The following is a 13810-nucleotide window of genomic DNA, read 5'->3' on the forward strand; positions in this document are numbered from 1 at the left end:
TTGGCTCTCCACGGCGAAGGACTTGTGACTGCTGGCTCCGCCACAACGGATTATTGTCCCGGCGTCGAAAGGGGGGTATGAGCGACGAGCCTGTGGAGTCCCCGGACGCGGGGGGAGACGCGACGGACGAGGCGGGTCCCTCCCGTCGCACGCTGTTGAAGGTGGGGGCTGCCGTCGCGGGGCTGGGTGCCGCGGGCGTCATCGGCGGGTCGCTGGTGGACGACGAGGGGCCCGCACCGGGGCCGGGCACCGAAACGCCCTCACCTACGGCGGCCACGCCCACCACGGAGGCGGAGCTGGTCGCGCAGTTCGCGCCGGACCTCCACTTCGGCCGGCTGGAGAAGTGGTTCCCGACCGACCCGCGTCCCTACGTGGTCGAGCGCGACGGCGAGCGCGTCTGTGACGGCTTCCGCGCGCTGAACGACTACTCCAGCGAGTACCTCGAAACGGGGGAGCCGCCCAACCCCATCGCCTTCTACAACGTGGTGGAGGTCACGCCCGAGCTCTCCGTCGTCCAGTACTGGTTCTACTACGCGTTCGACCAGTTCACGGTGAACTTCCACTGGCACGACTGGGAGCTGTTGCAGGTGTTCGTCGATACCAGAACGCGCACGCCGATGCTCCTCTCGGCGTCGTCCCACTCCCGGAAGGTGCCGAACAACGAGTATCTGGACCCGGGTGACGGCGACACCGTGGGGGTGCTCTCGGAGGTGGGGTCACACTCCTCCGCGACGGCCGTCAACGAGGAGGCGACGACGTTCCAGCGCACGGCGTTAGGCGAGGTGACCGCGGACATCACGAACCGCTTTGCCGCCATCGCGAACCGCATCGGCGACTTCCCGCTGGCGTACGGCCTCCCACGCGACGAGGGGGGTCGGCTCCCGTTCGTCCTGCCGGAACTCGACGGGGTCCCCCTCTACGACCACCCGGACGTGACCGTGGGGCCGGAGGCGTTCGTCGACCGCGAGGTGACGGTCCGGAACTTCGCGGACCTCGCCCGCCCGCCGAGTTCGATCCCCAAACGAGAGCACGGCGCGACGTGGACCTACGAGGGGAGCGCTCGGGCGGGGGACGTGGGCTACGCACTCGAACCCATCGAGGCGGTCTCCGATATCGACGCGTTCGTCGGCCCGCAGCTGAGCTTCGAGTTCGCCATCCCGGGGTTCGTGGAGGACCAGTTCGCGAGCCACATCACGACGGCGGGGACGCCGTGGACCCAGTCGCGGTTCGAGGACCCGCTCGCGGACGTGACGGATTCGAGCCACCGGGCGGCGCTCGCAGAGCGCTACGACCTCGAGACGGGCGGGGGACTCGGGGGTGCGGTCGTCGGCGCGGTTGAGACGCTCGCGAGCGGCGTCTCGGGGACCCTCCGGGGAGCCGACGGCTCCGACCCCGCGATTCGGGAGCAGGCGACCGTCTCGTTCACCAGTCCCACGAGTGAGGTCGTCTGTCTCCTCGAGAGCCCCGAGCCCGCGGCCGTCGCGAGCGCGCAGGGGGTCTTCGGCTTCGTCGACGTGGAGCCGCAGGAACACCGGCTCACCGTCAACGGTCCGGGGTTCGCCCCCCGCTCGGAGCGGTTCGAGGTCGGGGACACCCCAGTGCAGGCGGGCGTCGAGGGGAACGTCGGGCTCGTCCACAACGAGGACGCCGTGAAGGTGGCGGCCGACCCCGGGAGTACGCGCATCGCCCGTGCCCGGCTCACCGACGATTTCGCCGGGGCGCTCTACGACGCGAAGCCCGCGACGGACGGCCCGTTCGCTGTCTATGTCCACCGCGACGGGAAGTACACCCTCGAAATCGAGGACGAGAACGGGGAGACGGGGGCATACCGCGTCGAACCGGGGGACGACGACGAGGTCACGCTGACAGTGGAGACCGGACAGGCCTCGCTCGCGGGCTATCTCGTCCCCTATCTCCGTGAGTCGGCACGACTGGCCCGAAAGTTCGAAGGGGAGGACGAGGAAGACGGGGAGACGGCGACGCCCTCCCCGACCCCCACTCCAACGCCGACGCCGACCCCTACCGCTACCCCGACGCCCACGCCGACACCGACACCAACGCAGACCTCGACACCGACCCCGACCCAAGAGCCACGCCGGACGCCCACCCCCACACCGAGCCGTTCGGACGACTCGGACAACAGCCTCGAACGCTTCTCGTTGCAAGCGCGTGAGAGCGTTGCCGCGAAGTTCGACTCCACGCGGAAGGCCGCAGAACGGGCCGCGGAGTTCGCCGCCGCAGGCGACGAGAAACAGGCGAACGAACAGCTCGAAACGGTCATCGAACGGCTCACGTCGCTCATCGAGTTCCTGCGCTCGGGCGAGGAGGAGCGATTCTCGCCCGCGGTCGCGGACCTGCTCATCGGGCGAGCGGAACACGCCCGCGAAAAAGCGGAGAGGGCGATTCGCTGACGGTGAGTTGCTGAGGCGATTCGCGGTTAGAACGCCTGAAGCGATTCGAGCGTCGCGGCCGCCTCGCCATTCTCGATGGCCTCGCGGGCCATCTCCAGCCCCTCGTCGAGGTCCGCACAGTCCTCGCGGGCGAAGATGCGGAACGCGGCGTTGAGGGCGATGGCGTCGGCGAACTGGTCGTCGCGCTCGCCGGTCAGGACCTCCTCGGTGATGGTCGCCGAATCGGCGGCCACGTCGTCGACGCCGAGGTCGGCCTCCTCGAAGTCCATCCCGTACTCGGACGTCTTGATGGTGAAGTCCTCCACCCCGTCGGCCGCCTCGTCCCGACCGGGCTCGTCCGTCCGGTCGGCCCCGCGGTTCCAGACGGCGACGGTCGTGGAGCCGGGACGGATGTCGTCGTATCCTTCCATCCCCTGGAACATGACGACGCGGTCCATCGCCTGCGATTCGGACGCCTGGAAGGTGTCGATGATGCGGATGGCGTACGGGAGGTGATAGAAGCTCCCGAGGTGGACCGAGGCTCCCGCCGGGTTGGCGAGCGTCTCGATGGTGTTGACGAAGGTGCGGACGCCCATCTGGTCGCGGCGGTCCTCTAACCCCGAAAGCTTCGGCGCGAAGTTCGGCTGGTAGTAGAAGCCGAAGCCGACCTCGTCGGTCATGGCCGCGGACTCCTCGGGCGCGAGGTCCGTCTCGACGCCCAGCTCGTCGAGGACGTGCTTGTAGGCGTCCTGTTTCTGCGTCGGGACGCGGTCCCCGGAGTGGGCGACGACCGGCGTGCCGGCCGCGGCCGCGACGAGCCCCGCACCGACACCGAGGATCGCTGTTCTTCCTTTCCCGTCGTAGTTCGCGCCGCAGTCGACGGGGTCGGCGTCGGGCTGGGCCACCGCCACGTCCTCGGCGATGACGTCGACGTAGGCGCCGAGTTCCTCGGGGGTGTTGCGTTTCCAGCGGTTCGCCAGCCAGAAGGCGCCAAGCGTGGTGTGGTCAGGCTCGCCGGCGAGGATGCGCTCCATCGCCTCCGTCGCCTGCTCGCGGGTCATATCTTCCGCCGATTTGTGGCCGGTCCCGACGACTTCGGTCATCAGGCGCTTCAGCGGCCACTCGCCGAATTCGCTCATACCTGATGTGAGAGCGCGCGCGTCAAAAATCGTCCCGTTCCGGTCGTCGATGGGTCAGGGTCAGTCGGCTTCGACGCCGACGAGCTCGGCCGACACCTGCCAGAGCTTCCGGGCGGTCTCGTCGTCGCGCGCGGCCTGCGAAGGGGTCGCCTCCCGTTTCCGGTCGAAGTACGCGCCCGTCGTCCCCGCGACCGCCGGCGAGGCGGCGAGGTGGACGAGGGGGTCGGCCCCGCCCTCCTCGGTCGTCGTGAGCCCCGGCACCAGTCGGAGGGAGCCGAACAGCAGGCGGGAGATGGTCGAGGAGTGGCGGGTGAGCCGTGATCCCGGGATCACCCCCGGGTGGACGGCGTTCGCGGTCTGCCCCTCGGGCAGGCGCCGGGCCAGCTCGCGGGCGAACAGCACGTTCGCGAGCTTCGACTGTGCGTAGGCCGTCACCCCGGAGTAGCCGTCCCCGAGCGTCAGGTCGGCGAAGTTGATGCGCCCGCGGCGGTGGAGTTCGGAGGAGACGGTGACGACCCTGGCGTCGGGCGCGAGCTGGTCGACGAGTTCGTGGGTGAGCAGATAGGGCGCGAGGTGGTTCACGGCGAAGGTGTACTCGACCCCCGCCGTGAGCTCCCGCTCGCCCATCCAGACGCCGGCGTTGTGACAGAGGACGTCGAGGGCGTCCGTCCGGTCGCGGACGCGGGCCGCGAGCTCGCGCACCTGGTCGAAGTCGGCGAAGTCGGCCGCGAGGAACGCGCCCTCCCCCCCGGCGCGCTCGATCTCTCGGACCGTCTCGCCCCCGCGTTCGCCGTCGCGCCCGGTCACGAGCACTGTCGCGCCCCGTTCGCCCAGCTGGACGGCCGCCGCGCGCCCGATGCCGCTCGTCCCGCCCGTGAGCAGGATGGTGGTCCCAGCCATCGACTCCCGCGTCTCGGTCATGGGTTGCCTTCGACCGCCCACGGAATAACGGTGTGCTCGATTCGTGCGGCTGTCCGGGACCGACAGCGAGTAAACCCGCCCCTCCCTAGAAGGGCCAATGAGTTCGCTGGACGACGACTGGCGGGCCGGCCTCGATGAGGTGGACGCGCGGCTCATCGACGAGTACCAGAGCGGCTTCCCCGTCGTCGAACGCCCGTTCGCCGTCCTCGCCGAGGCGCTGGACACCACCGAGGCGGACGTCCTCTCTCGCGTCGAGCGCCTGCGCGAGCGCGGCGTCTTCCGCCGGTTCGGTGCCGTGCTCAACCCACCCGTCATCGGCTCCTCGACGCTCGCGGCCGTGCAGGCCCCCGAGGACCGCTTCGCGGAGGTCGCTGAGGTCATCAATTCGTATCGGCAGGTGAACCACAACTATCGGCGCGCCCACGACTGGAACATGTGGTTCGTCGTCACCGCCGGCTCACGCGAGACGCGCGACCGCATCTTGAAAGAGATCGAGGAGCGCACCGGCTGTGCGGTCCTCAATCTCCCGATGCTGACGGACTACTACATCGATCTGGAGTTCCCCGTCGTCAACGACGACCGGTTCGCCAGGGAGACGCAACCGGGAGGCGCGTCTCCGGATGGACGAGCGGGCGATGCCCGCGAGTCGCGCGAGTCGCTGGCCGAGACGACGGTCTCTGCCACTCGGATTTCGGAGGACGCCACGGCCGACCTCACCGACCTCGACCGCCGGCTCCTCCTCGAGATTCAGGACGGCTTCCCGCTCACGCTCACCCCCTACACCGACGTGGCCGCGGCCATCGGGGCCGACACGGAGGAGGTGCTCGCAGCCATCGAAACCCTCCTCGAAAACGGCTGTATCAAGCGCATCGGCTGCGTCGTGAACCACGTCGTCACGGGGTTCACGAACAACTGCATGGTCGTCTGGAACGTCCCCGACGAGGAGCTGGATTCGCGGGGGGAGGTCGTCGGGAGCCTCCCGTACGTCACCCTCTGTTATCACCGCCCCCGTCGCCCCGAACAGGGCTGGGAGTACAACCTCTTCACGATGGTCCACGGGCGCGAGCAGGAGGCAGTGGACGAGAAGATCGACGAACTCGCCGCCGAGTACCTGCCGTTCCCCCACGAACGGCTGTATTCGACGGAGACGCTGAAACAGACGGGCGCGCAGTACGAGCAGCTGGTCGGTGAGTAGTCGTTTTTGATTCTTCGCTGCCGGTGAGAACGCCTCGAAAGCCCCGATCTGTTGTAGGACAGCGACGGCCGTCAACAACGGGTATTGGGCTACCGGGGCCGTCAACAACACGTAGAAAGCCCCCCGGACGCTCGCGGTCACTGCGCGGGATATCCGCTTCGCGGATAGGGCCCGCGCAGGTGACTCCCCTCCGGCGCGAGCGCCGGGCCCCTTTCAGTCCCACCGGATTGATTGTGGAACAGGCCATCGCGGGTCGGCTGGTGGGTCAGCCGTTGGGGTTCGAAAGTCCGGAAGCTACCGCGGGGTGGGACTGAAAGGGGGCGACTGCGCGGCGGCGGAGCCGTTCACGAGACGCGCCGCGTCTCGTGAGCGCACGAGAACGCTGTTCTCGTGAACGCCGCGACTTGCCGAGGCCGGCTTCGCCGGCCTCGCGCGCGGTCTGCGAACGAGACAACGCGAGACGACCAGCGGGAGTCTCGCGGAACGCAGCCGCCGAGCGCGTCGGGGCTTTCGAGGTGATGTTGGCGGACCCGTTTCCTGCGACTGCCGCTGCGGAACTGACGCTAGCAGGCAAACTTGAACGGACGTGAGAACACGAGAAAGAACGAAATTCGAAGCCTACCGCTTCGCCGTCACGACGAGCATCGGGCCGATGAAGACCAGTGCGATCCCGAGGAACTTGAAGTGGATCGGCTCCAGCGAGTCGGGGGTCAGGATGAACAGCAGGCCGAAGACGACCGTGTTCAGCCCCAGCACCTTCTGCGACTTGAGGGGGAGCGCCGCGAGGGTCGAGAGGATGAACAGGAAGAGGATGGCCTGCCCCGTGTTGTAGTTCAGGATGAAGTTGTCAATGACCTGAAGCGGTAGCGCGAACATCGTTGTTCGAAGTTGGCGGTGATTCGGCCTTAATGGTTCCGTTCGCCGTCGTCCGTCTCGGTGACGCCGTGGTCCGGCGCGAGCTCGAGATCGCGAAACCAGATGAGCCAGACGGCGAACACGGCGCCGCCGTAGCCGATTGCCCAGACGAACGCGCCGAGGCCGCCGTAGCCGAGCTGTGACAGCAGGAAATCGAGGATGCCGGCGGAGACGACGCCCCCGGCGAGGATGGTCATACCGACGGCCCAGCCGGGCAGCCGCTGGAGACGGGACATAGAGGGCGTTGGGAGTCGAGCCGCCTGAATCGTTCGGTCTGGCGTGAGGGGGCTGTCACACTGCCGACGCGGTTTTGTCCCCCCGCGTGCTGCCCTCGGCATGGAGCTCCGCCCGCTTTCGGACGACGAGCTGTTCGTCCGCTACATCCGCTACGCCTTCCGCCCCCAGGACGGGCCCGACCTTCCGGACGACTGGCAGGAGTCGATGGACCCGCCCATCGAGGAGTTCGGGCTCTACGGTGCCGACGAGGCCCCCGTCTCGGTCTGTTCGTACTACACCTTCGACACCCAGCTCCGGGGAGTGCGGTTCGACGTGTCGGGCATCTCCACGGTGGCGACACCCCCCGAACACCGCCGGCAGGGGTACGTCGCCGAGATGCTCCGGCAGCTCGTCGACGCGACGCGGGACACCCACCCCATCTCCGCGCTCTGGCCGTTCGAGTACCCCTTCTATCGGAAGTACGGGTGGGCGCAGTGTAGCACCTACGTGGAGTGGACGGCCCCGCCCGCGGCCCTGCACGCGGCCGCGAGCGACGGTTCCGGGGCGTTCCGCCGGGTCGAGGCCGACGACTGGGCGCTGCTCGATGCGGTCCACGAACGGGCCGTCGCCGACACGGCACTCGGCGTCTCCCACACCGAGGACTGGTGGCGCGAGCGCGTCTTCCGTGGCTGGCGCGAGGACCCCTACGTCTACGTCTACGAGGAGGATGGCGAGCCACGCGCGTACCTCTCCTACAGCGTGCTCGGCGACGAGGAACGGACCCTGCAGGTGCGGACGCACGCGGCCACGGAGGGGTACGTCGGGCAGCTCCTGGGCTTCCTCGCGAACCACGACTCACAGGTCGCGCAGGTCCGGTTCACCACGGCCCGGGAGTTCGACCTCCTCGCGCGCGTCGAGGACCCGCGGGAGCTCACCTGCGAGGTGAAGCCCGGCCCCATGGTTCGGCTGGAAGACGTGCCGCGCACCCTGGACGCCATCGACTACGCGGCGGACGGCTCCGTGACGGTGACACTCTCGGACCCGCTGTTCGACCGCGAGGACACCTACTCGCTCGTCGTGGCCGACGGGCACGCCACCTGTGAGCCCACGGCGGAGCCACCGGACGCGACGCTCGAACTCGGCGCGTTCTCACAGCTCGTCGTCGGCCACCGCGAAGCCGCGACGCTCGCGGACGCTGACGAACTCGATGCCGACCCGGCGACCGTGAAAACCCTCGGCGCGCTGTTCCCCGGGACGGGGCCGTACCTGCGAGAAGGGTTCTAGAGCGACTCCAGCTCGTGCAGCCGGGCGATGAGGTCGTCGATCCCGCGGTTGATCGTCTCGACGTCGCTGGCGATGTCGTCGGTGGGGATAGCCCCCTGCGGCGTCGCCTCGATGAGGCCGTCGTTCTCCAGCATGCGCAGCGAGTACCGGACCTTGTGCTGGGGGACGTCCGTCTCCTGTGCGAGCTTGACGATCCCGATCGGGTGCTCGCGGATGACCGCATCGAGGATCTGCAGGTCACGCTTCTCCTTGCCCAGTTGCCGTTCCAAGCGCTCGATCATTCGGTGGGTCGTACCCGTGGGGCGGTGAAAACACTACCGGACCAGTAACACGTCACGCGAGTGAGAACCGTCGCTCGGAGGGTGACGACCGGCAGAAGTTAGGTGGCTGGGGAGGCGTACCGTTGACCGCGATAGTGGGCCAACGCGGATTTGAACCGCGGACCTCCCGGTTATCAGCCGAGCGCTCATACCTGGCTGAGCTATTGGCCCAGGTCAGCGCGTTTCATCGTACTGCGGTTGGTTGTTTAACGGTTTCGTTTCGGCAGGGGGACGCACGCTGTTCACACGCGCCGCAGTCGGGCGGTTTTCCGGGTCGAAAAGGAGATGTGGATGTGAACGACGGTCTCTGGCTAGGACCGACACTAGGTGCGGAACACGGCTGGGGGTTAAGGCTCGCTAAGAGCACACCGGAGCGCTATAGAGGACTAATCAGAGGTGTTGTCGCTCCGGTCGTCCACGCGCGTGCCCTCCACGTCGATGGTCTCGCCGTCGAAGTCGTCGTCCGGGCCGGGGTCGCTTCCCCCCGCGTCCGCACCGGGGAAGCCACCGGGGCCGCTTCCGTCGCCCGCTCTATCGCCGGGAAACCCGCCGATGTAGACGTTGCCGGAGGCGAATCCGCCCGTCTTCGCGTCCACGTAGGGCGTGATGACGTACGTCTTCGCGAGCTTCCGGAAGACGAGTCTGGTGGGGGGGAGCGCGAACAGCAGGGCGATGGCGTCCGTCACGATACCGGGGGTGAGAAACAGCGCCCCGGCAACGAGGAGAAAGCCCCCGTCGACCAGCTCGTTCGTCGGTGGCTCTCCCTGCGCGAGCTTCCGCTGTATCTTCCCGAGCGTGTGGCGCCCCTCCGCGCGCACGAGGAGCATCCCCAGTAGCGCGGTCAGGACGACGATGAGCACCGTCGGGGCGAAGCCGATGTACCCCGACAGCACGACCAGCAGCATCACGTCGAGCAGAGGGATTAACAACAGCACGCCGATGACCCGCAGGTCCATGATGCTGTGTGAGGGCTACGGTCGTATACGCTTTGTGAGTACGATGGTCGTCTTGATTCGGCTTTCGTGTTTGGTGGGGCGTCGTTCTCGGTGTCGTGAACACCTGGGAAGCCCTCGCTTGGTTCGGTCGTGGGGCCGCAAACACTTGGGAAGCCCTCGCTTGGTTCGGTCGTGGGGCCGCAAACACCTGGGAAGCCCTCGCCCGCTCGTCGCGCCTGTCTCGCTGTGCTCCTCGTCGTTCGCTTCGCTCACTCCTGCGGTGCTTGCGTCGCCAGCCACGACGAGCGGACTCGCCCTTCCCGAGTCCACCAGGAACCGACCCGCACAGCACCGCAGCCCTACCTTTCCCTTGTGGTGCGACCCGTTCGCGTTCGCTCACGGGCACGCACACACAGCCGTGTGGCCGGTCGCGCGTAGCGCGAACAGTCGTGAGCGCGAGCGCGACTTCGGGGGTGAGCCGAACGACAGTGAGGCGAACGTCGTGGGACGAGTGGAACGAGTCCCACGGAAAAGGGCTGGTGCGGTGCGGTTGCGGTGCTGTTGCTGTCCTGGCGGACTTACAAAGGTCTCGTGAACCGGGCGGGATCGAAGGTCCCGCTGGAAGCCGGCGCTACGCGCCGGCGACGAAGTGAGCGAGAGCATGTGAGACGAGCCGAGCGAGTCTCACAGCGGGCGAGCAGTGTGCGGGAGCGTGCGTCAGCAAGCACCGCAGCGGAGCGAGGAGCGTGGTTCGAGAGAGCTCCGCTCTCTCGTCATCACGAAAATCTTCGATTTTCGGACGACAGCGACGCAGGCGACTGCAGACTGTGAGGGCTTTGCAGGTGTTTGCGGTCCCACGACCGAACCAAGCGAGGGCTTCCCAGGTGTCCACGACACCGAAAGCACGGACCAACCCAAACCCAGACACGCACCGGAAGCAGAAAAACAGACCAAAGTGCAAACCCCTAACCACACGCAACCGTACCTCAAATCATGGACGAGTACGCCGCGGAATCGCTGGTCGAGTGGCACGAGTGGGGGCCGGAGCCGTTCGAGATCGCGAGCCGGAAACAGCAGCCGGTCCTCCTCTCGCTGTCCGCGTCGTGGTGTGAGGCCTGTCACGAGATGGACCGAACCACCTACTCGACGCCCCAGATCGCGGCGAACATCGGGGACGGGTTCGTCCCCATCAGAGCCGACGTGGACCAGCACCCGCGGGTGCGCGAACGGTACAACATGGGTGGGTTCCCCTCCACCGTGTTCCTCACGCCGAAGGGGGAGATCATCACGGGCGCGGGGTTCATGAGCCTCGATATGATGCGGCAGGCGCTCGATACCGTCAGAGGAACGTGGGACGCGAAGGGGGTCCAGGCCGGGCGCGTGCCGCGCGCGCTCCGTGACCCCGAGCCCCCGCGCGGGGAGCTCACCGCGGACATCGAGGCGCACTTCGTCGAACAGGTCGCGGCGTCGTTCGACGAGGAGTTCGGCGGGTGGGGTGACGGCGCGAAGTTCCCGCTCCCCCGGACCATCGAGTTCGCGGCCAAGCGGGACCGCGACCGAGCACTGCGAACGCTCGAAGCCGTCGCCGCACACCTGGTGGACACCTACGACGGCGGGTTCTACCGCTACGCCGTCAACCGGGACTGGTCGGAGCTCCACCGCGAGAAGCTGCTCGACGAGAACGCGGCGCTCCTCCGCGCGTTCGCGACGGGGTATCTCTACACGGGTGAGGACTCCTACCGCGACACTGCGGAGGGGGCGATCGAGTACCTGACGACGGACCTGTGGACGGGCGACGCGTTCGCCGGGAGCCAGGCCGGGGGCGACTACTACACCCTCGAACCCACCGAGCGGGAGGCGGCGGACGAGCCGGTCATCGACGACCGGCTCTACGCGGACCGAAACGGACTGGCCGTGGACGCGCTGTTCCGTTACGGCGCGTACAGCGACGACGAGCGGGCCACCCGCTACGCCGAGCGCGCGCTCGACCACACGCTCGACGAGCTGGTCGACGGGGGCGAGATCACCCACTGCGAGGGCGGCGAGACGGACCTCCTCGTCGACAGTGCGCGCCTGCTGACGGGTCTCACGACCGCGGAGCAGGCCGTCGGGGGGTATCTCGACCCGGCCGTCGAGGTGGCGGACCACGCCATCGACGCACTCTGGGAGGACTCGTTCCTCGATGGCCCGCGAGAAGGACCGGGGATGCTGGACCGGCCCCTCCGCCCGCTGGAAACGACGGTCGAACTCGCGGATGCGCTCATCGACCTCGCGGCGCTCACCGGAGAGGATGAGTACCACGACCTCGCGTGCGAGGCCCTCTCGACGTTCGCGGGCGCGGCCGACCGCATGAGCGCGGAGGTGGCGAGCTACGGGGCGGCCTGTGCCCGCGCGCACTACCGCCCGCTCGTCATCGAGACGCCCCCCGCCGAAACGGACCTCCACCGCGCCGCGTGGCGCGTCGCCGACCACGAGAAGGTCGTCGTGCCGGGCGAGCGCGACGACGCCGTCGTCGTCCGCGGCGGCGAACGGGGGAGCCCGGCAGAAACCCCCGACGAGCTCATGTCCCGCGCGGCGGCCGACGACCCCTCCCTGAAATAAACTTCCCGAACCGGTAAACGGGCGATGTGTTTTTCTCCCCCGGGGCTGTGGAACGTGCATGGCTAATCTCAGAGACCTCGGGCTCTCGGAGTACGAAGCGCGTGCGTATCGCGCCCTCCTCCAGAGCGGGCCGACAACGGCCAAGGAGTTGTCTCGCGCGAGCGACGTGCCGATGGGCCGCATCTACGACGTGCTCACGAGCCTCGAACAGTACAACCTCGTGCGCTCACAGAGCGCCTCCCGGCCGAAGAAGTACGTCGCCGTCGAGCCCGCGACGGCGCTGGATCGCTTGCTGGAGGACAAGAAACGCGAACTCGACGCGCGAGCCCAGCAGTACGAGGAGATCGTCGACGACCTCGTCGGCGAACTCGACGCGGCCGAGCCCGTCGAGGAGACGTTCTGGACCGCCGCCGTCGGCCCCGAGGAGACCGTCGACCTGCTCATCGAACGCCTTTCGGCCGCGGACGCCCAGATCGTGATGGTCTTTTCGAGCTACACGAAGGAGTTCTTCGACATGGACGCGGTCGGCACGCTCGTCGTAGACGAGCTCTCGAAGGCGCTCGACCGCGGTGCGGAGGTGAAACTCCTCATGCGCCCGGAGATCGTCCCCGAGCTCCCGGAGAGCATCGGCCGGCGGTACCGGGAGACGCTCGCGGAACACGACGGGTTCGACGTGCGCACGAGCGAGAACGTCTCGGGGACGTTCACCCTGATCGATAGAAACGAGGTCGTCATCGAGGTGCCACACCCACTCAAGAGCGAGGCCGTCTTCGGGATGATCGACCTGAAAGACCTGGAGTTCGCGGAGAGCGTCCGCGGGGAGTTCGACCCCCGGTGGGCCGACGCGGACCCGCTCTCGCTCGATCTTTAGTTCTCGACCGCTAGTTCTCGACCGCTAGTTCTCGCCGTTCAGCTCGGCCTTGAGTTGGCCGAACTCCGCCAGCCGCTCCGCGTGGGCGTTGTGCTGGTGGATGGACTCGTCGTTTGACTGCTCCATGTAGACGACGGCGTCGTCCGGGAGGTCCGGGAACCGGTCGACGACCCCCTCGGCGAGCGCACGCACGCAGTCCTCCACGAACTTCGCGTCGGCGTGGGCGTTGTACGTCATCCAGTCCTCGTCCGGCCGCTTCGCGAGGTTGTAGATGCGCGCGCTCATCGAGTCACGCGCGACCTCGATGAGTTCGTTCAAATCGACCTCGGGGGCGCCGTCGCTCTCGACGGTGAGCGTGGCGTGCCCGCGCTGGCTGTGGCCCGGCTGCGGAACCTCCTCGAGGAAGGCGTCGATGGTCTCCGCGTCGATGTCGAGATCCTCCATCACCATCCGGGCGCGGGACTCCGACATCCCCTGCGAGCAGGGGCAGACCGTCATGCCGACGACGCGTGCGCCGATCTCCTCGCGGGTGCCCTCCGCCGTCGCGGTCGCCGACGCGATGATATCGGCCGTCGCCTGCGTCGGGATGTTCGAGGCGGGCGTCTCCTCGCGGATGATGTACTCGGCTTCCATCCGGACCTCGGCCTTCGTCGTGTAGTCGTGGCGCTCGAGCAGGCGCTCTGCGGCCTCGCCACAGACGTCCTCGACGCGGAGCGCGGGCTTGGCGGTCGCCTCCTCTAAGATCTCGTCGACGACCTCCATGTTGCGGGACATGTCGATCCCCTTCCGCCACGATGGGAGGTCGACGAACACTTCGAACGACGCCATCAGCACGATGGGGCGGTCGTCCTCGCGGGCGATCTTCACGAGCTTTTCGACACCCGTGACGCCGACGCGGTTGAGACCGACGCTGACCTCCGGACTCGATGACTGTACGTCCGGGAGTTGGTGACTCATTGCTCTCGAGGAGGTGACGAAGCCAATTAGCCCTTTCCAAACCGGGGACCTACCCCGCTTTCGGGG

12 protein-coding genes and 1 tRNA gene are annotated in these 13810 nt (G+C 67.8%); 5 read left to right on the forward strand and 8 right to left on the reverse strand.

Annotation, left to right across the window (positions count from 1 at the left end):
• The first annotated feature begins 77 nt into the window (after positions 1–77).
• Positions 78–2411: a hypothetical protein gene (locus ACQUQR_RS13830; RefSeq protein ID WP_435197092.1), complete on the forward strand. Its 2334-nt coding sequence runs from the start codon at positions 78–80 to the stop codon at positions 2409–2411.
• A gap of 26 nt (positions 2412–2437) precedes the next feature.
• On the opposite strand, the gene ACQUQR_RS13835 is transcribed toward ACQUQR_RS13830, so the two are convergent.
• Positions 2438–3529, reverse strand: coding sequence for an anthranilate phosphoribosyltransferase (locus ACQUQR_RS13835; RefSeq protein WP_435197093.1), 1092 nt, complete (start codon positions 3527–3529; stop codon positions 2438–2440).
• 60 nt (positions 3530–3589) lie between these two features.
• Positions 3590–4450: an SDR family oxidoreductase gene (locus ACQUQR_RS13840; RefSeq protein WP_435197094.1), complete on the reverse strand. Its 861-nt coding sequence runs from the start codon at positions 4448–4450 to the stop codon at positions 3590–3592.
• Between the two features lie 97 nt (positions 4451–4547).
• Here ACQUQR_RS13840 and ahbB point away from each other — a divergent pair, with 97 nt between their 5' ends.
• Positions 4548–5645, forward strand: coding sequence for a siroheme decarboxylase subunit beta (gene ahbB / locus ACQUQR_RS13845; protein ID WP_435197095.1), 1098 nt, complete (start codon positions 4548–4550; stop codon positions 5643–5645).
• 618 nt (positions 5646–6263) lie between these two features.
• Here the strand turns inward: ahbB and ACQUQR_RS13850 are convergent.
• Positions 6264–6521, reverse strand: coding sequence for a hypothetical protein (locus ACQUQR_RS13850; protein ID WP_435197096.1), 258 nt, complete (start codon positions 6519–6521; stop codon positions 6264–6266).
• 29 nt (positions 6522–6550) lie between these two features.
• Positions 6551–6796, reverse strand: a complete 246-nt coding sequence (locus tag ACQUQR_RS13855) for a hypothetical protein (RefSeq protein WP_435197097.1) — start codon at positions 6794–6796, stop codon at positions 6551–6553.
• Between the two features lie 100 nt (positions 6797–6896).
• Here ACQUQR_RS13855 and ACQUQR_RS13860 point away from each other — a divergent pair, with 100 nt between their 5' ends.
• Entirely contained in the window at positions 6897–8060 is a 1164-nt protein-coding gene (locus tag ACQUQR_RS13860; protein WP_435197098.1) for a GNAT family N-acetyltransferase, read from the forward strand.
• On the opposite strand, the gene ACQUQR_RS13865 is transcribed toward ACQUQR_RS13860, so the two are convergent.
• From ACQUQR_RS13865 to ACQUQR_RS13875, 3 genes are all read right to left on the reverse strand, one after another.
• Positions 8057–8341, reverse strand: a complete 285-nt coding sequence (locus ACQUQR_RS13865) for a winged helix-turn-helix transcriptional regulator (protein WP_435197099.1) — start codon at positions 8339–8341, stop codon at positions 8057–8059. The two genes, ACQUQR_RS13860 and ACQUQR_RS13865, sit on opposite strands and share 4 nt — an antisense overlap.
• Positions 8342–8476: 135 nt before the next feature.
• Positions 8477–8551 (reverse strand) — tRNA-Ile (locus tag ACQUQR_RS13870).
• A gap of 215 nt (positions 8552–8766) precedes the next feature.
• On the reverse strand, positions 8767–9336 hold the full coding sequence (locus ACQUQR_RS13875) for an FxsA family protein (protein WP_435197100.1): 570 nt from the start codon (positions 9334–9336) through the stop codon (positions 8767–8769).
• A 972-nt stretch (positions 9337–10308) separates the two neighbouring features.
• Here ACQUQR_RS13875 and ACQUQR_RS13880 point away from each other — a divergent pair.
• Together ACQUQR_RS13880 and ACQUQR_RS13885 are read left to right on the forward strand one after the other, a co-directional pair.
• The gene (locus tag ACQUQR_RS13880; protein ID WP_435197101.1) at positions 10309–11916 is read left to right on the forward strand and encodes a DUF255 domain-containing protein; all 1608 of its coding nucleotides are present in this window, start codon (positions 10309–10311) and stop codon (positions 11914–11916) included.
• 58 nt (positions 11917–11974) lie between these two features.
• Positions 11975–12787, forward strand: coding sequence for a TrmB family transcriptional regulator (locus ACQUQR_RS13885; RefSeq protein ID WP_435197102.1), 813 nt, complete (start codon positions 11975–11977; stop codon positions 12785–12787).
• A 24-nt stretch (positions 12788–12811) separates the two neighbouring features.
• Here the strand turns inward: ACQUQR_RS13885 and mptA are convergent, their stop codons facing one another.
• Positions 12812–13744, reverse strand: coding sequence for a GTP cyclohydrolase MptA (mptA, locus tag ACQUQR_RS13890; protein WP_435197103.1), 933 nt, complete (start codon positions 13742–13744; stop codon positions 12812–12814).
• Positions 13745–13810: the final 66 nt, after the last annotated feature.

Origin of the sequence: Natronomonas sp. EA1 (assembly GCF_051195035.1) — an archaeon.
Classification (GTDB): domain Archaea; phylum Halobacteriota; class Halobacteria; order Halobacteriales; family Haloarculaceae; genus JBNTJV01.